Raw genomic sequence first — 17667 nt, forward strand, 5'->3', positions numbered from 1 at the left:
GCCCCACCTTCGACGGGTTCATGGCGGCCTGGTAGCGCCGACCCATGGTCGGCGGATGTTGGGGGAATGGGGTCTGATGGATTCCGCCGACCATGGGTCGGCGCTACCGCTTTTCATTCTTTTTCTACGCGGGTGGCAGCCACCGGAACCTGTCATGGGCCGGGCGGGGAGGCTATGCGGGGCCTTGAGCGGCAGGAGCCGCGAAGAGCTACATGGATGTATTCACGCGTGCCCCGCATAGCCTCCCCGCCCGCCCCACTCCCAGCGACACGCAGCCACACCCTAAGAGCCACCCGCGAGGGGGTTCCACCCGTTCGCCCACGCCCCCTGCACATCATCCGAATGCCCGCTTCGCACCCTGTGCACGATGAACGGGCAACCATGCAGCGGTGAACGACACCTCGCCCCCCGTACCTGCACGTCCTTCCCGCTGGCGCATGCGCCGTCCCACCAAGCGCGGGCAACGGTGGCTGGCGATCCTGGTGCTCCTGCTCGCCGCGATCCTGCTGCTGATCGCCCTGTGGGACTGGAACTGGTTCAAGGGGCCGGTGGAACGTGCGGTGCAGGCCAAGACAGGGCGTGCGCTGCATATCGGCAACCTCGACGTGGACCTGGGGCGAGTGACCACGATCCGCGCCGACTCCATCACCTTCGCCAATGCCGAGTGGGCCAAACAGCCGAAGATGGCCAGCGCGGACCGCGTGGAAATCGACGTGCGGGTGTGGCCCCTGCTGCGCGGCAGCGTGCAGCTGCCGGAAATCCGCCTGACCCGGCCTGATGCGCTGCTGCAGACAGCGCCCAAAGCCGACCAGCCGGGCAACTGGGACTTCATGGGTGAAAGCAGTGGGGGCGAGCCACTGCAGCTGCGTCGGCTGCATATAGACGACGGGCGCCTGCAGTTCCTGGATGAGCGCGGTCGCACCGATATCCAGCTCGCCGTGCGCAGCGGCGAACCGAAGCAGGCCGATGCCGCGCCCCCGCTGCTGGTCAGCGGCAAGGGCTCGTGGCAGGGCAATGCGTTCACCTTGAACGGCAACACCGAATCGCCGCTGGAGCTGACCAACAGCGGGCATCCGTTCCGGATTCATCTGGATGGCCGCGCCGGCGCCACGCATGCCGTGGCCAGCGGCACGCTGATCAATCCTTTCCAGTTCCAGACCTTCAAGCTGCGGTTCCGGCTGAGTGGCCAGGACCTGGAAGACCTGTATCCGCTGGTCGGCATCGCCCTGCCCTCCACGCCCCCGTTTCGGCTGGACGGCCAGCTCAGCCGCAACCACCAGGTGTGGGGCTACGAGAAGTTCAGCGGAACGGTCGGCGACAGCGACCTGGGCGGCGATGTGAAGGTCGAAACCGGCGGCGAGCGACCGCGCCTGACCGCCAACCTGGTGTCCAAGCGCCTGGACTTCGACGACCTGGCCGGCTTCGTCGGCGCGCCGCCCAAGACCGGGGGCGATGAAACCGCCAACGCCGAACAGAAGGCCGAAGCTGCCCGGCTTGCGGCCAAGCCGACCGTGCTGCCAGATACGCCGTATGACCTGGGCAAGCTGCGTGCGATGGATGCCGACGTACGCCTGAAGGCGCAGCGGATCAATGCGCCCAGCCTGCCGCTGGACGACATGGATGCCCATCTTTTCCTCGATGACGGCCTGTTGCGACTGGAGCCGCTGAATTTCGGCGTGGCCGGCGGCGACATCCGCAGCACCATCCGCATGGACGCGCGCCGTCCACAGATCGCGACGTCATTGAAGGCCAGCGTGCGCCGTGTGCAGCTTGGCCAGCTGTTCCCGGATGCCAAGCTGGCCGAACAGGCCTCCGGCGGCATCGGCGGGGAGATCGACCTGACCGGCAACGGCAACTCGATCGCCGCGATGCTCGGCAGCAGCGATGGCAACGTCGCCGTCGGCATGGGCAAGGGCCACGTCGGCAACCTGATCATGGAACTGGCCGGCCTGGACGTGGCCGAGTCGCTGAAGTTCCTGTTCACCGGCGACAAACAGATTCCGCTGCGCTGCGCCTTTGCCGACTTCGGGGTGAAGGACGGCTTGATGGACAGCCGTGCGCTGGCGGTGGACACCACCGATACGCTGATCGTCGGCGAAGGCAGCGTCAACCTGAAGAACGAGCAGATGGACCTGCTGCTGAAGCCGCGGCCGAAGGACATCAGCATCCTGGCGCTGCGCTCGCCGTTGCGGATCAATGGCACCTTCAAGGATCCCGGGTTCCGGCCGGACTTCAAGGCGCTCGGACTGCGTGGTGCGATCGCGCTGGCACTGGGCAGCATCGCACCGCCCGCCGCCTTGCTGGCGACCTTCGAGCCCGGCCCGGGCAAGGACAGCGACTGCGGCGGCAAATACGCCAAATAAGGGTAGACGGCCGCTGGCCGTCAAACCCGGGATGTCTCAGCCGGCCACGATGTACTGCTGAAGTTGCTCCAGCTCCTGCGCCTGCGCATCGATCACCGCCTTGACCAGGTCACCGATCGATATCACGCCCAGCACCTTGCCGTTGTCCACCACCGGTAGATGGCGGATGCGGTGATCAGTGACCACCTGCAGGCAGTGCGCCACGTGCGCCGTCGGCGCCACCGTCACCAGCTTTGCGGTCATGATCTCTGCGACCTGTGTATCGCGTGAGGAGCGGTCCCGCAGCACGATCTTTCGCGCGTAATCGCGCTCTGACAGGATGCCGGCCAGCACCGGCCCGTCCATCACCAGTACCGCGCCGATGCTTTTCTCCGCCATCAGCCGGATCGCGTCGATCACCGCCGCGTCCGGCCTGACCGCATGCACTTCAGGAGACTTGCCGTCCAACAGTTGCCGAACCGTGGTCATCTGCCTGCCCTCCCAGGGTGGGTTGCCACCCAGAGTCTGCCACGCCCGGAGCGATCCAGGTGTCAAGCAGGTACAGCGGCCGCTGCTTGGACTCTTCGTACAGACGCCCCAGGTACTCCCCGATCAGCCCCAGGGCGATCAGCTGCACGCCGCCCAGGAACAGGATCACCGCCATCATGGTCGGCCACCCGGCGACACGGTCACCATACAGCGCGGCCTTGACCACCACCCCCACGGCGAACACGAAAGCGCCGGCAGCGGTCAGCAGTCCCAGATAGGTAGCCGCCCGCAGCGGCACGGTGGAAAAGCTGGTGATCCCTTCCAGCGCGAAATTCCACAGCCGCCACAGGCTGAACTTGCTCGTCCCCGCGATCCGCGCATGGCGCTCGTACGGCACGGCGATGCGTCGGTAGCCGACCCAGCTGAACAGGCCTTTCATGAACCGATGGCGTTCACGCAGCTCGCCCAGGGCGTTCAGCGCGCGCGGCGACAGCAGGCGGAAATCGCCGGTATCGGCGGGAATCGGGGTGGGCGACAGCCGGCCGATCACCCGGTAGAACATGTTCGCGGTGGCGCGCTTGCTCCAGCTTTCACCGGCACGGGCCAACCGCGTGCCGTACACGTTGTCGTAGCCCTCGCGCCAGCGCGCGACGAACTGCGGGATCAACTCCGGCGGATCCTGGCAGTCGGCGTCCAGGATCATCGCCGCCCCTTCGCGCACCTGGTCCAGTCCGGCGGTGAGCGCGGCTTCCTTGCCGAAGTTGCGCGAGAGCCGCAGCGCGGAAACCCGCGGGTCCTTCCGCGCCAGTTCGCAGATCACCTGCCAGGTCGCATCGCTGCTGCCGTCATCCACGTACAGCATGCGACCGTCGATGTCGGGCAAGGTGGCGAACACCGCCGTCACCCGCTCGTGCAGGTGCGGCAGGGCCACCTCTTCGTTGTAGGCGGCGACGAGGACGGTCAGTTGATCGGGCTTCATCGCAGCAGTGTACTCAGTCATCCTGCAGATAGCCGCCGCCGCCCAACTGGCGGGCCTGGCGTTGGATCCAGTTCGCCCGGCGCTGCACGTAGGGGCCCGGCCGGGCCGCACTGTACCGGCGCGGCGCCGGCAGCACCGCTGCCAGCCGCGCGCTCTCGGCGGGGGTCAAAGCCGACGCATCCTTGTTCCAGAACTGCCGCGCCGCCGCCTGCGCGCCATAGATCCCATCGCCGAATTCGGCGATGTTGGCGTACACCTCCAGGATGCGGTGCTTCGGCCAGAAGGTTTCGATCAGCAGCGTGTACCAGACCTCCAGGCCCTTGCGCAGCCAGCTGCGGCCCTGCCACAGGAACAGGTTCTTGGCGACCTGCTGGCTGATCGTGCTGGCGCCGCGCACCCGGCCCCCGCGTGCATTGTGGTCGCGCGCCTTCTCGATCGCCTGCAGGTCGAAGCCGTTGTGCAGCGGGAAGCGCTGGTCTTCGGCGGCGACCAGCGATATCGGCAGGCTGGGCGCCATCTGGTCCAGGTCACGCCACTGGTGATGCAGGCGGTACTTCCAGTCGCCCTGCCCCAGCGCTTCGCCATACCGCCAGACCATCACGGTGGAAAGCGGCGGATCGATGAAACGCAGCGCCACTACCTGCAGCACGCTGAACGCGGCCAGCAGCACCGGCAGCCACAGCAGGCGCCGCCAGCGCCAGCGCGGCGCGGCCGCGACATCGGCCACCTTGAGGTTTTCGTCCCCTGACCCCATTGATCGCTCACTCTTCTTTCAAACCGTTGTCGGCACATTATCCGGCAAGCCCTCTCCCTTATATACGCGCGGCCCCGAATCCATGAGCGACCACACCGACTCCCTGTTCCGCTTCCTGCTGCCCGACGCCGGCGTCCGTGGGGTGCACGTGCGCCTGCAGGACACCTGGCAGGAGATCCTGTCGCGCGGCGACTACCCCGCCGTAGCCGCTGGCCTGTTGGGCGAAGCGACGGTTGCCGCGGCGCTGTTCACCGGCCACACCAAGGTTGACGGGCGGCTGTCCATCCAGCTGCGCAGCAGCAGCGCACTGCGCACGCTGTTTGCCGAATGCACCGCCGCCGGCACCCTGCGCGGCATCGCACGCGTGGAAGACGGCGAGGATGCCCCGCGCGAACTGACCGCACTGGGCGAGGACGCGGTGCTGGCCATCACCATCGAAAACCCCGGCCTGGACCCGCGCGAGCCGCAGCGCTACCAGAGCCTGGTCGGGCTCTTCGCACCGAGCCTGGATGAGGCCTTCGAGGATTACTTCCGCCAGTCCGAGCAGTTGCCCACGCGGTTGCTGCTGGCCGCCGATGGCCAGGGCGCCGCGGGCCTGCTGCTGCAGAAACTGCCTGGCGAAGAAGGCGATGCCGACGGCTGGACCCGCACCAGCGCCCTGTTCGAGACGCTGGGCAAGGCCGAACTGCTGGCCACTCCGGCCGAAGAACTGGTGCGCCGGCTGTTCCATGAGGAACAACCCGAGGCCATGGGCGGCAAGCCGCTGCGCTTTGCCTGCTCCTGCTCGCGTGAGCGGGTGGAGGCCATGCTGCAGTCGTTGGGCGAAGACGAGGCCCGCGCGGCCGCCGAAGCCACGGGATCGGTTGATGTGAAATGCGAATTCTGCGGACGGGAGTATCACTTTCCGTTGACGGAATTCGGGATACTGTTCCACGGTGCCGGAGCCTCCGTGCCGGCCCCTGAGCGGCTTCAGTAACCGTTTCCGCCCCAGCATGCCGACCATCTTCGCGAGTTCGTGTTCTGGGGAGGACAACGACTTGTTAAAGATTCATAAACAGCCTAGTCTCGAGTTCCCGCTTATGCGGGAACTTGCCCTGCATTCGACTGTCTGACTGGACCCATGCCGAACTTCCTGCGCCTGCCACTTGCCCTGCTGATCGCCCTCGGGACGGTCACGGGCGCACATGCGCAGGCCAAGGACACCCGCACGGTCATCCCGGTCTGGAACAAGGGCAGTGGCAAGGTCGAGGCCCTGCTGTACCTGGAACCGACCGGCGAACAGATGGCCGGCGCACGCTGGCATTTCGGGCGCAGTTCACTGGATGCGGCCTTCGGCCTGTCCTCCGGCGATTCGCTGGGTCTGTTGTGCAACAGCAGCCGCGGCACCAGCATCAGCGGGCTTGCCAGTCATTGCATGCTGGCCAGCCTGGGCGATGACGAAGACACGCTCTCCAAGCGCTTCAGTGCGACGGCGGCCTTCAACCGCGCCGGTGGGCGCGTCGGACTGACCGCCGGCGCCGGCCGCGAGACCCTGCCCGCCTGGCTGGCAGGACCGAACAAGTCGCCAGCGCTGCGCGCCGAACAGAACGACCTCACTGTATTCGGCCAGAAGAACATCGGCCGCGAAGGCTTCGTGTCCATTGGTGGCACCTATGCCAAGGCGCGTCTGGTGCCGTTGGCGGACGCCGCGCCCTCGATCGTGGATCGCTGGGACAGCAAGAGCATCAGCATTGGCGCAGGCTATGGGAACTTCAGCGGCAACATCATCGGCCGTGTGGTCGATGTGCCTGGCCAGCCCGGCAAATGGGAAGGCCTGGGGGTCGGTCTGACCTGGCGCACGCCGTGGTCAGGACAGCTGACGGTGGGTGCTGAGAACGTCGTGAGCCGTGGCAAGAACCCGTTCTCACCACGCAATGAGAGTAACGACGACGGCACGGTTCCGTATGTCCGTTACGAGCAGGATCTGTAAGCCACTGATCCTTATAGCTAATTTTTGAAGACGCCCCGATTTCCGGGGCGTTTTCGTTTCTGCGTTGCCTGAACGGGTTTGCCGAATTTCACCAAAATCACGCGAATCATTAACAAAGCTTTAATTTTCGAAAAGACGGAAGTAGTATCGGGATCAGCCCAGCGATTTTTGGAAGCGCCATTCGCTTTCGTCGCGGGCCACACCACGTAGCTACCAAGTCCACTTGGAGAGAGAGCCCAATGAACCGCAACAGCAATAAACTGCGTGACGCCGTCGTCATCGCGCTGATCACCAGCGCTGCAGGCACCGGCGCCGCCGTCGCGCAGGAAACCTCCGGCACCACCAACCTGGACCGCATTTCGGTCACCGGTTCGCGCATCCGTCAGGTTGACGTCGAAACCGCCCAGCCGGTGCTGACGATTTCGCGCCAGGACATCCAGAACCAGGGCTTCAGCTCGGTCGCGGACATCCTGCAGAACATCTCCGCAGCGGGCAGCCCGTCGTTCAGCCGCGCTTCGCCGCTGACCTCCAACCAGGAAGCCGGCGGTCAGTACATCGACCTGCGCAACCTGGGTCCGCAGCGTACGCTGGTGCTGGTCAACGGCAAGCGCCTGGGCATTTCGCCGGACGGCTTCCAGGACGTGTCGACCATCCCGACCGTCATCGTCGAGCGCATCGACGTGCTGAAGGACGGCGCCTCGTCGATCTACGGCTCGGACGCCATGGCCGGCGTGATCAACATCATCACCCGCAAGAACTTCGACGGCGCTGAAGCCAACTTCTACACCGGCCAGTACAGCCAGGGCGACGGCCAGAAGCAGACCGCTGACTTCATGATCGGCTTCTCCGGCGATCGCGGCTCGGTCACCGTCGGTGCCGAATACCACAAGGAAGAGGCGGTCTGGGCCAAGGATCGTCCGTTCAGCCTGGACGCGTACCCGGGCATCGGTGACGGCGGCTCATTTACCCCGGTTGGCCAGTGGGGTAACTGGCGTGTCGGCAGCACTGGCAACTGGCAGGCGCCGAACCGTGGCGGCACCGCCCTGGGTGCTGCGCAGTTCCATGATCAGACCTTGGACGATCGCAGCCGTTCCTCGGAGCAGATGCACCTGCTGACCCCGCTGGAACGTCGTTCGCTGTACGTCAACGCCAACTACGACATCACCGACAACGTCCGCTTCACCAGCGACCTGTCGTACACCCGTCGTGAGTCGAACCGCCAGATCGCGGGTTATCCGTTCCAGTCGACGTCGGAATCGGCGCCGATGTCGGCGCTGAGCCTGTTCAACCCGACGGGTGGCACATCGCCGGTCAACTGGCGCCGCCGCGGCTGGGAAGTGCCGCGCACCACCGATACCGACCTGACCACCTGGCGCTTCACCGCCTCGCTGGAAGGCGCGTTCGAGATTGGTGATCGCTACTTCAACTGGGATGCCGGTTACCTCTACAACGAAAACAACGTCAACATCACCAACAACGGCAACTTCTACAAGCCTGCCGTGCGCAACGCGGTTGGTCCGTCGCGCGTCAATGCGCAGGGCGCGCTGGAGTGCTACAACGCCGCCACTGGCCTGGCCATCAGCGGCTGCGTGCCGTGGAACCCGTTTGCGGGCTTTGGCACCGGCGCGGTTGCCAATTCGCTGGATGATCCGAACGTTCGCAACTACCTGTTCCGCGAGGAGCATGCGACCGGCCAGACCACCACGAACAACTACTTCGCCAACCTGTCGGGCACCATCGTCCCATTGCCGGCCGGCGACCTGGGCTTCGCGCTGGGTTACGAGTACCGCAAGGAAGAGGGCAACTTCCGTCCGGACGCGATCGCCCAGTCGGGTGACTCGACCAACCTGGCATCCGGCCCGACCGGCGGCAGCTATGCGGTGGATGAGTTCTTCCTGGAACTGAACATCCCGATCCTGGCCGACCTGCCGTTCGCAAAGGAGCTGACGCTGGACGTGGCCACCCGCTACTCCGACTTCAACACCTTCGGTGACACCACCAACAACAAGTTCGGCCTGAAGTGGCGTCCGATCGACGACCTGCTGGTTCGTGCCACCTATGCCGAGGGCTTCCGCGCCCCGACCATCGGTGACCTGTACGGCGGTGCGTCGCAGACCTTCGTGACCGGCTTCATCGATCCGTGCGACAGCGTCTACGGCAGCGTTGGCGGCAGCGCGCGCTGCCTGCAGGATGTCGGCCCGGGCTATCGCCAGCTGCAGCAGGGCTTCATCCCGACCGTGGGCTCGGCCGCGCAGAGCCCGGTGCCCTTCGTCGCCGGCTCCAACGAATCGCTGACTCCGGAAACCTCGGAATCCAAGACCGTCGGCTTCGTCTACAGCCCGAGCTACGTTTCCGGCCTGACCGTTGGCGTGGACTGGTGGAGCATCCGGATCGACAACACCATCGTTTCCGACAGCGCCAACACCATCCTGCGCGACTGCTATGTCAACCGGGTCGAAGAGCGCTGCAGCCTGTTCCAGCGTGATCCGGCTCTGGGCAACATCGTTGGCACGCTGACCTACGGCAACCGCAACGCGGGCTACACCGAAACGGAAGGCTTCGACATCGACCTGGGCTACGCGCTGGAAACCGGTTTCGGTCGCTTCAACGCCAAGTGGGCCACCACCTACGTCGGCAAGTACGAGTCGAAGACCACCAACGAAGCCGCCACGGTCCCGAACCAGTTCAACGGCACTGCGGGTACCTTCCGCATCCGCTCGAACTTCAACCTGGGCTGGACGCTGAACGACTGGACGGTGACCTACGGCCTGCGTTACTTCTCGGGAACCCGCGAAGCCTGCTACTTCGACGAGCGCTGCAGCCTGCCGAACTTCTCGGCACCGGAAACGCAGGGCAACATCGATCCGCAGAACGAAACCGGCGCAGTGACCTTCCACGACCTGCAGGTGTCCTATGCGACGCCGTGGAATGCCAACGTCTCGGTGGGCGCGAACAACGTGTTCAACAAGGTGGGCCCGGCACAGTTCTCGCAGCCGAGCGCCAACTTCTCGTACTACGGCGGCTGGGACATCGGTCGTTTCATCTACCTGAAGTACAACCAGAAGTTCTGATCGGTCCACTGGTCAACAACGTCTGAAGCAACGGCCCCGAAAGGGGCCGTTGTTTTTTTTGCGCGACGCGCGCTTGACTTGACTAAGGTTCGATGCGAGGTTCAGAAGGCCTGACTGGTCAGGCCAATCAAGGAGTGATTCGCAATGCGCCATCTCAAGAATGTGATTGCTGCCGCGCTGTTCTCTTCCGTATTGCTGGCAGGGAGCGCCAGTGCGCAGGCGTGCAGCCTGCCGTGTTATCGCGTCTACCAGGCCTGCATCGCAGCCGGCGGCGATTCGTGGCAGTGCTACGACGATTACGATGTGTGTCGCCTCGCCAACTGTGGCAATCCCTGATCAATAAAAAACAAGCCCCGCATGCTGCGGGGCTTGTCTTAGCTCCACTGCTCCGCCGGACTACCTTGATCAGCCCGGGATCAGCGTCTCGATCACGTGCTCGACGTAGGCTTCGAAGTCTTCGCGCGCCTGCTTGGGCTGCTGCAATTGCAGTGACAACTGCAGGAAGCCGACATAGGCCGCATAGGCCAGCCGCGCGCGATGGCGTGCATCGGTCGAACTCAGGCCCGCCTGGCGGAACGAGGCGATCAGGTAATCCATGCGCCGCTGCGACACACGGTCGATCACCGGACGCACCATCGGATGGTCCAGTGCCTTCAGCAGTTCGCTGTAGATGATGTGCGGCTGCACTTCATGCGCCACCACCTGGAACAGCTGGCGCAGGCGCACGCGCGGGTCGGGCACCTCTTCCAGGCTGCCGAACACCTGTTCCTGCTCGAACAGTTCCCAGCGCTCCAACGCGGCCTGCAGCAGGGCGTCACGCGACGGGAAATGCCAATAGAAGCTGCCTTTGGTCACGCCAAGGCGGCGCGCCAGTGGCTCCACCGCGACGGCGCTCACGCCTTGTTCGGCAATCAGGTCGAGGGCGGCCTGGGCCCAGTCTTCGGCGCTCAGGCGGCTGTTGCGGCCGGCGCGCGGTTCGCCGGCGGGAGTTTCGGATTCGCTCATCTGGTGATTTAACCATACGCCGGGGTTCGTTGCAGTATGCCTCTGTATATAAAGATGTAAGTGCGCACCGACAGGCCGCTGCAGCGCACCATACGTGACAGTATTGACATCGAACCGAAGCGCTCCATACTAGTTGGTATGGTCACACCTCCTCCCCTCGCCCCGTTGTCCTCCCTGCGCCTGGACGCAGCGCACGGCGCGGTGCTGGCGGCCACCGCCGACACGGCCGGGCGCCGCGGTCCGATCCTGTTCGCACACGGCTTCGGCCAGACCCGTCATGCCTGGAATGCATCGGCCCGCGCGTTGGCCGCCCATGGCTTCCAGACCTTGGCCTACGACGCACGCGGCCATGGCGATTCCGACTGGAATCCAGCTGACCTGCCCTACCACGGTGATCAGTTCGCCGATGACCTGATCGTGCTGGCCGGCGAGCAGTCGCGCCCACCGGTGCTGGTCGCCGCGTCGATGGGCGGCCTGTTCGGGCTGCTGGCCGAATCGCGCTGGCCCGGGCTGTTTTCGGCAATGGTGCTGGTGGACATCACCCCGCGCTGGGATACCGCGGGGGTGGAGCGCATCCTCAGCTTCATGACCGCCCACCCGCAGGGCTTCGCATCTCTGGCCGAGGCCGCCGACGTGATCGCGGCCTACCTGCCGCATCGGCCGCGCAAATCCGAAGATTCCCTGCGTGCGCTGCTGCGCGAGGACGGCCATGGCCGCTGGCGCTGGCACTGGGATCCGCGGCTGGTGGCCGAACTGGCACGTGACAGCGAACAGCACCAGGACGCCCTGGCCGATGCCGCACGCAAGGTGAAGTGCCCGCTGCTGCTGGTCAGTGGCGGCCGCAGCGAGCTGGTCAACGCCGGCACCATCGCCGATTTCCTCGCGCTGGCCCCGCATGCCAGCCATGTACAGCTGCCGCAGGCCACGCACATGCTGGCCGGCGACGACAACGACGCCTTTACCGCTACTGTGTTGAACTATCTGGACGTGTTACCCCCGGCCCTGGCCGCAACATCGTCCGCCGAACCCGAGCACGTCACCGGAGTACGCTCATGAGCATCGTTCTTCCCTTCCTTGCCCTGTTGCTGGCAAGTGCATTCGCGGCCTATCACCGCATGCGCCTGATCACCTGGACGATCATCAGCGTGGCCGTGTTGGCCGTCTGCTGGTTCGTGCCTTACATCAACCAGACCGCCACCATCGTCACGGCCGCCATCGTGGCAGTGATCGCCGTCCCGCTGCTGCTGCCGTTCATCCGCAAGCCGCTGCTGACCGCCCCGATGATGAAGGTGTTCCGCAAGGTGCTGCCGCCGTTGTCGCAGACCGAGCGGATTGCCCTGGAGACCGGTTCGGTCGGTTTCGAAGGCGAGCTGTTCACCGGTGACCCGGACTGGAACATCCTGCTGAACTACCCCAAGCCGCAGCTCACCGCCGAAGAACAGGCCTTCATGGATGGCCCGGTGGAAGAACTGTGCAAGATGGTCAACGACTGGGAAATCACCCACGTCCACGCCGACCTGCCGCCGGAAATGTGGGCCTTCATCAAGAAAAACCGCTTCTTCGGCATGATCATTCCCAAGCAGTACGGCGGCCTGGGCTTCAGCGCGCTGGCCCACCACAAGGTGATCCAGAAGCTGGCCTCGGTGTCTTCGGTGGTCAGTTCCACCGTCGGTGTGCCCAACTCGCTGGGCCCGGGTGAGCTGCTCAACCATTACGGCACCCAGGAGCAGAAGGACCAGTACCTGCCGCGCCTGGCCGATGGCCGTGAAGTGCCCTGCTTCGGCCTGACCGGTCCGTTCGCCGGCTCCGATGCCACCTCCATTCCCGATTACGGCATCGTCTGCCACGGCGAGTGGAACGGCGAGCGCGTGCTCGGCGTCAGGCTGACCTTCGACAAGCGCTACATCACCCTGGCCCCGGTGGCCACGCTGATCGGCCTGGCGTTCCGCATGTACGATCCGGACCAGCTGATCGGTGAAACGCGCGATATCGGCATCACCCTGGGCCTGCTGCCGCGCGAGACCGCCGGCGTGGAAGTCGGCCGTCGCCACTTCCCGTTGAACTCGCCGTTCCAGAACGGCCCGATCAAGGGCAAGGACGTGTTCATCCCGCTGACCCAGCTGATCGGCGGTGCCGCGATGGCCGGCAAGGGCTGGAACATGCTCAACGAATGCCTGGCCGTGGGCCGCTCGATAACCCTGCCCTCCACCGGCAGCGGCGGCGCCAAGGCCGGCGCGGTCATCACCGGTGCCTACGCCCGCATCCGCAAGCAGTTCGGCCTGTCGGTCGGTCGCTTCGAAGGCGTGGAAGAAGCGCTGGCCCGCATCGGCGGCAAGGCCTACAAGATCAGCGCGCTGGCCCAGGCCACCGCCGCTGCTGTGGACCGCGGTGACGTGCCGTCGGTGCCGTCGGCGATCGCCAAGTACCACTGCACCAGCATGAGCCGTGAAGTGATCTCGGACATGATGGATGTGATCGGCGGCAAGGGCATCATCCTGGGCCCGCGCAACTTCGCCGGCCGCAGCTGGCAGGCCGCGCCGATCGCGATCACCGTGGAAGGCGCCAACATCATGACGCGCAGCCTGCTGATCTTCGGCCAGGGCGCGATCCTGTGCCATCCGTGGGTGATGAAGGAAATGAAGGCCGCGCAGGATCCGGACCGCAAGGCCGGCCTGCAGGACTTCGACCGCAGCCTGTTCGGGCACATCCGCTACGGCATCTCCAACGCCGTGCGTTCGTTCTGGTTCGGCCTGACCGGCGCCCGTTTCGGTGCCGCCCCGGGCGATGCCTACACCCGCCGCTATTTCCGCAAGCTGGACCGTTATTCGGCCAACCTGGCGCTGATGGCCGACATCTCGATGATGACGCTCGGCGGCAAGCTGAAGTTCAAGGAATCGCTGTCCGGCCGACTGGGCGACGTGCTGAGCCATGTCTACATGACCAGCGCCATGCTCAAGCGTTACCACGACGAAGGCGCACCGGTGGCCGACCAGCCGCTGCTGGCCTGGGGCTTCCATGACAGCGTGCACAAGATCGAAGAGTCGCTGTCGGCGGCGCTGCGCAACTTCCCGATCCGCCCGATCGGCTGGTTGATGTGGCTGCTGATCTTCCCACTGGGTCGTCGTGCCGAAGCCCCGGGTGACCGCCTGAGCCGTCGCGTCGCCGCGCTGCTGATGGCGCCCAATGAAGCCCGCGACCGCCTGGCCGATGGCGTGTTCATGACCCCGTGCGAGAACAACCCCGGTGGGCGCATCAACAGCTACCTGGCCAAGGCCATCATGGCCGAGCCGGTGGAGCGCAAGTTCCTCAAGGCGCTCAAGAGCAAGGGCATCGAAGCGCTGGACTACAACAAGCAGCTCGACGAAGCCGTGGCCGAAGGCGTGCTGACCCAGGACGAGCGCAGCCTGCTGGAAGAGCTGCGTGCAATCACCCTGGAAGCGATCACCGTGGACGATTTCGATACCCACGAACTGCGCTCGGCCGGTTATTACGACCTGCCGCGCAAGGAAGCCGGTTCGCAGCAGGCAGCCTGACCGCCTCGCGACCCAACGGGGTCAGATTCCTTTTCCACAGGAAAAGGGCTCTGACCCCTTTTTGTTGCCGTGTCAGTGCAGGTTGCGGCCGGCCTGCCAGATCGCCGCCAGCGCCAGCAGTGCGGGCACTGCCTGGATGTAGAAGATCCGCCGGTTCACGCTCCAGGCGCCATAACAGCCGGCCACCACCACGCAGACCAGGCTGAAAATGGTGATCTCGAAGTAACGGACCAGTCCGACCAGGATGCCGGCGGCCAGGAAGCCGTTGTAAAGCCCCTGGTTGGCCGCCAGCACGCGCGTGGCCTGTGCCTTCTCCAGCGTGTTGCGGAAGGTCTTCAAGCCCAGTGGACGCGTCCACAGGAACATTTCCAGCACCAGGAAATAGACGTGCAGCGCAGCGACCAGCAGCGTCAACGACAACGCGATCCAGATCCAGTACATGGGCGATCCTCAGGTAAGTGCGCAGAGCTTACTTGAGGATCGGCAACCGGCGGGCTCGCGCGCGCCCCGCTAGCGGTCGCGCGGCAGCTTCTTTTCTTCGCGAAGCACGCCGAAGGCAGCCAGCGTCATCAGCGCAGCGACGACGATGCCCCCGGCAAACACGAGGTTGGACCCCAGCAGGGAAAGCCCCTTGTGCACCCAGGTGAAGCTCAGGTCCGCGCCGCGGTAGACCACGGTGTCGATGGCCGCGCCGGCCTTGTAGCGCCACTGGCGGTCCACACGGGTGTAGATGGTCTCGCGCGCCGGCTTGAACAGCGAAAACTCGCTGGCGCGCGTTACGACCTGCACCACCGCCACCAGCAGTGGCAGCGGCGAGGCCGCCAGCACCGAGAAGCCGACGATGATCGCCAGCGCCGGGATCAACAGCGCCGGCGCCACCCCATGCCGGGACAGCAGCCAGCGCGTGAGCGTCAACTGCACCAGCAGGGTCAAGGCGTTCACCGCCAGGTCCAGGTGCGAATAAAAGGCCGTGCGCGCTTCCGGATCCGGATAGGCCACGCGCACGATCGCGGCCTGCTGGTTGTACAGCAGCGTGCCCACGCCCACGCCGAACAGCACCAGCAGTGCCAGCCAGCGCAGCAGCGGCTCGCGCGCGATCAGCTTCAGGCCATCCAGCACGCTGCCGCCCATCGGCTGCTCGCCGGACACCAGCTGCTGTTCGCGCTCGCGCAGGATCGCCCAGTGCCGCAGCCGCCAGATGCACAGCAGGCAGACACTGAGGAAACCGGCCGAGACCAGCATCAGGTTGGCGATGCCGACCCGCTGCACCAGCGCGCCGGTGATGGCCGGGCCGAGGAACGCGCCGAGCGTGCCGGCCGCACCGATGTAGCCGTAGTACGCCCGCGCCTGCGCGTTGGAGAACACATCGGCCATGAAGCTCCAGAACACCGCCACGGCGAACAGGTTGAACACCATCACCCAGAAGAAGAACGCCATGCCCCGGCCGGGCACGTTGCTGTCGAACATCAGGTGGAAGCCGAGCAGGGTGACGATGAAGAAGCCATACACGACCGGCATGAAGACGCGCCGTGGCTGCCGGCTGACCAGCCAACCGTACACCGGCTGCAGCACCAGCATGATCAGGAACACGCAGGTAAACAGGAACTGCAGGACGAACTCCTGCAGCGCCACGCCGTGGCTGCTGAACCAGCTGATCAGCGCTGGCGGGAAGACTTCCTGCAGGTCAGACGAGGAAGCCATCGCCTCGCGCACCGGGCGCAGCACGTAGTAGCCGCTGAGCAGGCAGAAGAAATACAGGAACGACCACCACAGCGCGGGCGTATCCCGCAGGGCCTGCAGCAGCCCCCGCAGCGGGCCGCGTTGCGGCGGTGGATCCAGCGGCGCGCTCACGCGTCACCCGGCGCGCACACGCGGCGGCAGCAGGAAAGCATGGGCGACTCCGGGAGGCGAGGAAGCGCGTACGGTATCCAATGCACTGCAACATCGCCAGCGCGCCGCGCCAACCAGCCTGCGCAGGGAGGGGACCGGATGGCCGCTGATCCGGCATCGAAATCCCAGTATTTTCAGCAAGATGCGCATTCATCTTCGCTTTGTTTGTGCAACGACGAAAAGCGAGGCTAGAATCGGTGACAGCAGTCGCGCTCGGGTCCCGATCAATGAACAAGAACAGCAGGCGTCGTCCGTTCCGCACGGCGGCCACCGGAATGCTGGGCATGCTGATGCCCGTCGCCCTTTCCACCACGGCGCAGACGTCCTCGCTGCCGCCGATGCCCACCAACATTGAAACCGCCGTTGCAGCGCCGGCGCACACCCAGCCGGCGGCCTACCGCACCGGGCTGGCCGCCAATCCGCAGGCACCGGCGGCCGGCTTCAACGTGGCCAACATCGAATCGATGGCGCAGCAGCTCACCTATGGCGAGCGCGTGCCGGGCATGGCGGTGGCCATCGTGCAGGGCGGTCGCATCCTCAGCGCGCGCGGCTACGGCGTCACCGACGTCAACAATCCGCTGCCGGTCGATTCGCACACCGTGTTCCGCCTGGCGTCGCTGTCCAAGGCCTTCGCCGGCACCATGGCCGGGCTGCTGGTCAACGATGGCACGCTGCGCTGGGACAGCAAGGTCACCGACTACGTGCCGGGCTTCCAGCTGACCACGCCGGAGGCCACCGAGCGGCTGACCGTGGCCGACCTGCTGAGCCACCGCGTGGGCCTGCCCTACAACGCCTACGACCGCGACGTCGAAGCCAACGCCGAGTACTACACGCTGACCCAGAAGCTGGGCTCCACCTCGCTGAAGTGCCTGCCCGGCGACTGCTATGCCTACCAGAACGTGGCCTACAGCCTGATCGGCGACGTGGTCTACGCCGCATCAGGCAGCTTCTACGAACAGGCTGTCGAACGGCGCCTGTTCAAGCCGCTGGGCATGGACGATGCCAGCCTCGGCCTTGCCGGCATCCAGGCCAGCTCGCGCTGGGCACGCCCGCACGTGCGCAGCCGCAATGGCTGGGTCTCGCTGACCCCGAAGCCGACCTACTACCGCCTCGCACCCGCGGCCGGCGTCAACGCCAGCGCCAACGACATGGCGCAGTGGCTGCTGGCGCAGACCGGCCACCGTCCGGACGTGCTGCCGGCCCCGCTGCTGGCCACCCTGCACGCTTCACTGGTCAACACGCCGGGCGAAATGCGTTCGGGCTGGCGCCGTGACCGCCTGCGTTCGGCCGGCTACGCGCTGGGCTGGCGCAACTTCGATTACGCCGGCCATGAAGTGGTGTTCCATGCCGGCGCGGTGCAGGGCTACCGCGGCCTGGTCGCGCTGATCCCCGAACGCGACATGGGCATCGCCATCATGTGGAACGGTGAAAGCAGCCTGCCCAGCGGCCTGCTGCCGACGGTGCTGGATTCCGCCCTCGGCCTGCCGACCCAGCGCTGGCTGGACGTGGATACCGATTTCGGCAGCGACAGCCTGATGGCCGAAGGCGCGCCTTCGCAGGACAAGCGCAAGGGCGCCTCCTCCAACCGCGCCAGCGCCTCGCCCCGCTAAGCCACAGCAAAAAAGGGGACGGAGG

At 65.7% G+C, this 17667-nt stretch carries 14 protein-coding genes; 8 read left to right on the top strand and 6 right to left on the bottom strand.

Going from position 1 to position 17667, the window contains the following annotated elements; all coding sequences use genetic code 11:
- The first annotated feature begins 437 nt into the window (after positions 1-437).
- Positions 438-2363: an AsmA family protein gene (locus tag ABB28_RS07475; RefSeq protein WP_057508035.1), complete on the top strand. Its 1926-nt coding sequence runs from the start codon at positions 438-440 to the stop codon at positions 2361-2363.
- Positions 2364-2399: 36 nt separating this feature from the next.
- Here ABB28_RS07475 and ABB28_RS07480 read toward each other — a convergent pair whose 3' ends face one another.
- Genes ABB28_RS07480 through mtgA form a run of 3 tightly spaced genes read right to left on the bottom strand, consistent with a single transcriptional unit; the run spans position 2400 to position 4564 of the window.
- Entirely contained in the window at positions 2400-2831 is a 432-nt protein-coding gene (locus ABB28_RS07480) for a CBS domain-containing protein (RefSeq protein WP_057508036.1), read from the bottom strand.
- Positions 2791-3810 (bottom strand): glycosyltransferase family 2 protein, encoded by a 1020-nt coding sequence (locus tag ABB28_RS07485; protein ID WP_057508037.1) that lies wholly within the window; start codon positions 3808-3810, stop codon positions 2791-2793. The genes ABB28_RS07480 and ABB28_RS07485 overlap by 41 nt, the downstream gene beginning before the upstream one ends.
- 13 nt (positions 3811-3823) lie before the next feature.
- Positions 3824-4564, bottom strand: a complete 741-nt coding sequence (gene mtgA, locus ABB28_RS07490) for a monofunctional biosynthetic peptidoglycan transglycosylase (protein WP_057508038.1) — start codon at positions 4562-4564, stop codon at positions 3824-3826.
- A gap of 82 nt (positions 4565-4646) precedes the next feature.
- Here mtgA and hslO point away from each other — a divergent pair, with 82 nt between their 5' ends.
- The 4 genes from hslO to ABB28_RS07510 all read left to right on the top strand — a co-directional run bounded on the left by hslO (position 4647) and on the right by ABB28_RS07510 (position 9940).
- Positions 4647-5540: an Hsp33 family molecular chaperone HslO gene (hslO, locus tag ABB28_RS07495; RefSeq protein WP_057508039.1), complete on the top strand. Its 894-nt coding sequence runs from the start codon at positions 4647-4649 to the stop codon at positions 5538-5540.
- Between the two features lie 144 nt (positions 5541-5684).
- Positions 5685-6533 carry an XOO1806 family protein gene (locus tag ABB28_RS07500; RefSeq protein WP_057508040.1) on the top strand — a complete coding sequence of 283 codons (849 nt, stop codon included), beginning with the start codon at positions 5685-5687 and terminating at the stop codon, positions 6531-6533.
- Between the two features lie 239 nt (positions 6534-6772).
- Positions 6773-9604: a TonB-dependent receptor gene (locus ABB28_RS07505; protein ID WP_057508041.1), complete on the top strand. Its 2832-nt coding sequence runs from the start codon at positions 6773-6775 to the stop codon at positions 9602-9604.
- Positions 9605-9748: 144 nt separating this feature from the next.
- A complete protein-coding gene (locus tag ABB28_RS07510; protein WP_057508042.1) occupies positions 9749-9940 on the top strand; it encodes a hypothetical protein in 192 nt (63 codons plus the stop codon).
- Between the two features lie 69 nt (positions 9941-10009).
- On the opposite strand, the gene ABB28_RS07515 is transcribed toward ABB28_RS07510, so the two are convergent.
- Positions 10010-10609, bottom strand: coding sequence for a TetR/AcrR family transcriptional regulator (locus ABB28_RS07515; protein WP_042615262.1), 600 nt, complete (start codon positions 10607-10609; stop codon positions 10010-10012).
- Between the two features lie 138 nt (positions 10610-10747).
- Here ABB28_RS07515 and ABB28_RS07520 point away from each other — a divergent pair, with 138 nt between their 5' ends.
- Together ABB28_RS07520 and ABB28_RS07525 are read left to right on the top strand one after the other, a co-directional pair.
- Positions 10748-11665, top strand: coding sequence for an alpha/beta fold hydrolase (locus ABB28_RS07520; RefSeq protein WP_057508043.1), 918 nt, complete (start codon positions 10748-10750; stop codon positions 11663-11665).
- Positions 11662-14142 (top strand): acyl-CoA dehydrogenase, encoded by a 2481-nt coding sequence (locus tag ABB28_RS07525; protein ID WP_057508044.1) that lies wholly within the window; start codon positions 11662-11664, stop codon positions 14140-14142. The genes ABB28_RS07520 and ABB28_RS07525 overlap by 4 nt, the downstream gene beginning before the upstream one ends.
- A 72-nt stretch (positions 14143-14214) precedes the next feature.
- Here ABB28_RS07525 and ABB28_RS07530 read toward each other — a convergent pair whose 3' ends face one another.
- Together ABB28_RS07530 and ABB28_RS07535 are read right to left on the bottom strand one after the other, a co-directional pair.
- Positions 14215-14583 (bottom strand): DUF1304 domain-containing protein, encoded by a 369-nt coding sequence (locus tag ABB28_RS07530; RefSeq protein WP_057508045.1) that lies wholly within the window; start codon positions 14581-14583, stop codon positions 14215-14217.
- Between the two features lie 69 nt (positions 14584-14652).
- Positions 14653-15981 (bottom strand): NTP/NDP exchange transporter, encoded by a 1329-nt coding sequence (locus ABB28_RS07535; RefSeq protein WP_152983419.1) that lies wholly within the window; start codon positions 15979-15981, stop codon positions 14653-14655.
- A gap of 278 nt (positions 15982-16259) precedes the next feature.
- Between ABB28_RS07535 and ABB28_RS07540 the strand changes: the two genes are divergently transcribed.
- Positions 16260-17642: a serine hydrolase domain-containing protein gene (locus ABB28_RS07540; RefSeq protein WP_057508047.1), complete on the top strand. Its 1383-nt coding sequence runs from the start codon at positions 16260-16262 to the stop codon at positions 17640-17642.
- The last annotated feature ends 25 nt before the right edge of the window (positions 17643-17667 follow it).

This window comes from Stenotrophomonas chelatiphaga, assembly GCF_001431535.1.
Classification (GTDB): domain Bacteria; phylum Pseudomonadota; class Gammaproteobacteria; order Xanthomonadales; family Xanthomonadaceae; genus Stenotrophomonas; species Stenotrophomonas chelatiphaga.

Excerpts from the sequence above, each read along its gene's own strand:
- ABB28_RS07475 (WP_057508035.1), top strand. The coding sequence starts at position 438 with ATGCGCCGTCCCACCAAGCGCGGGCAACGGTGGCTGGCGATCCTGGTG.
- ABB28_RS07480 (WP_057508036.1), bottom strand. The coding sequence starts at position 2,831 with ATGACCACGGTTCGGCAACTGTTGGACGGCAAGTCTCCTGAAGTGCAT.
- ABB28_RS07485 (WP_057508037.1), bottom strand. The coding sequence starts at position 3,810 with ATGAAGCCCGATCAACTGACCGTCCTCGTCGCCGCCTACAACGAAGAG.
- mtgA (WP_057508038.1), bottom strand. The coding sequence starts at position 4,564 with ATGGGGTCAGGGGACGAAAACCTCAAGGTGGCCGATGTCGCGGCCGCG.
- hslO (WP_057508039.1), top strand. The coding sequence starts at position 4,647 with ATGAGCGACCACACCGACTCCCTGTTCCGCTTCCTGCTGCCCGACGCC.
- ABB28_RS07500 (WP_057508040.1), top strand. The coding sequence starts at position 5,685 with ATGCCGAACTTCCTGCGCCTGCCACTTGCCCTGCTGATCGCCCTCGGG.
- ABB28_RS07505 (WP_057508041.1), top strand. The coding sequence starts at position 6,773 with ATGAACCGCAACAGCAATAAACTGCGTGACGCCGTCGTCATCGCGCTG.
- ABB28_RS07510 (WP_057508042.1), top strand. The coding sequence starts at position 9,749 with ATGCGCCATCTCAAGAATGTGATTGCTGCCGCGCTGTTCTCTTCCGTA.
- ABB28_RS07515 (WP_042615262.1), bottom strand. The coding sequence starts at position 10,609 with ATGAGCGAATCCGAAACTCCCGCCGGCGAACCGCGCGCCGGCCGCAAC.
- ABB28_RS07520 (WP_057508043.1), top strand. The coding sequence starts at position 10,748 with ATGGTCACACCTCCTCCCCTCGCCCCGTTGTCCTCCCTGCGCCTGGAC.
- ABB28_RS07525 (WP_057508044.1), top strand. The coding sequence starts at position 11,662 with ATGAGCATCGTTCTTCCCTTCCTTGCCCTGTTGCTGGCAAGTGCATTC.
- ABB28_RS07530 (WP_057508045.1), bottom strand. The coding sequence starts at position 14,583 with ATGTACTGGATCTGGATCGCGTTGTCGTTGACGCTGCTGGTCGCTGCG.
- ABB28_RS07540 (WP_057508047.1), top strand. The coding sequence starts at position 16,260 with ATGAACAAGAACAGCAGGCGTCGTCCGTTCCGCACGGCGGCCACCGGA.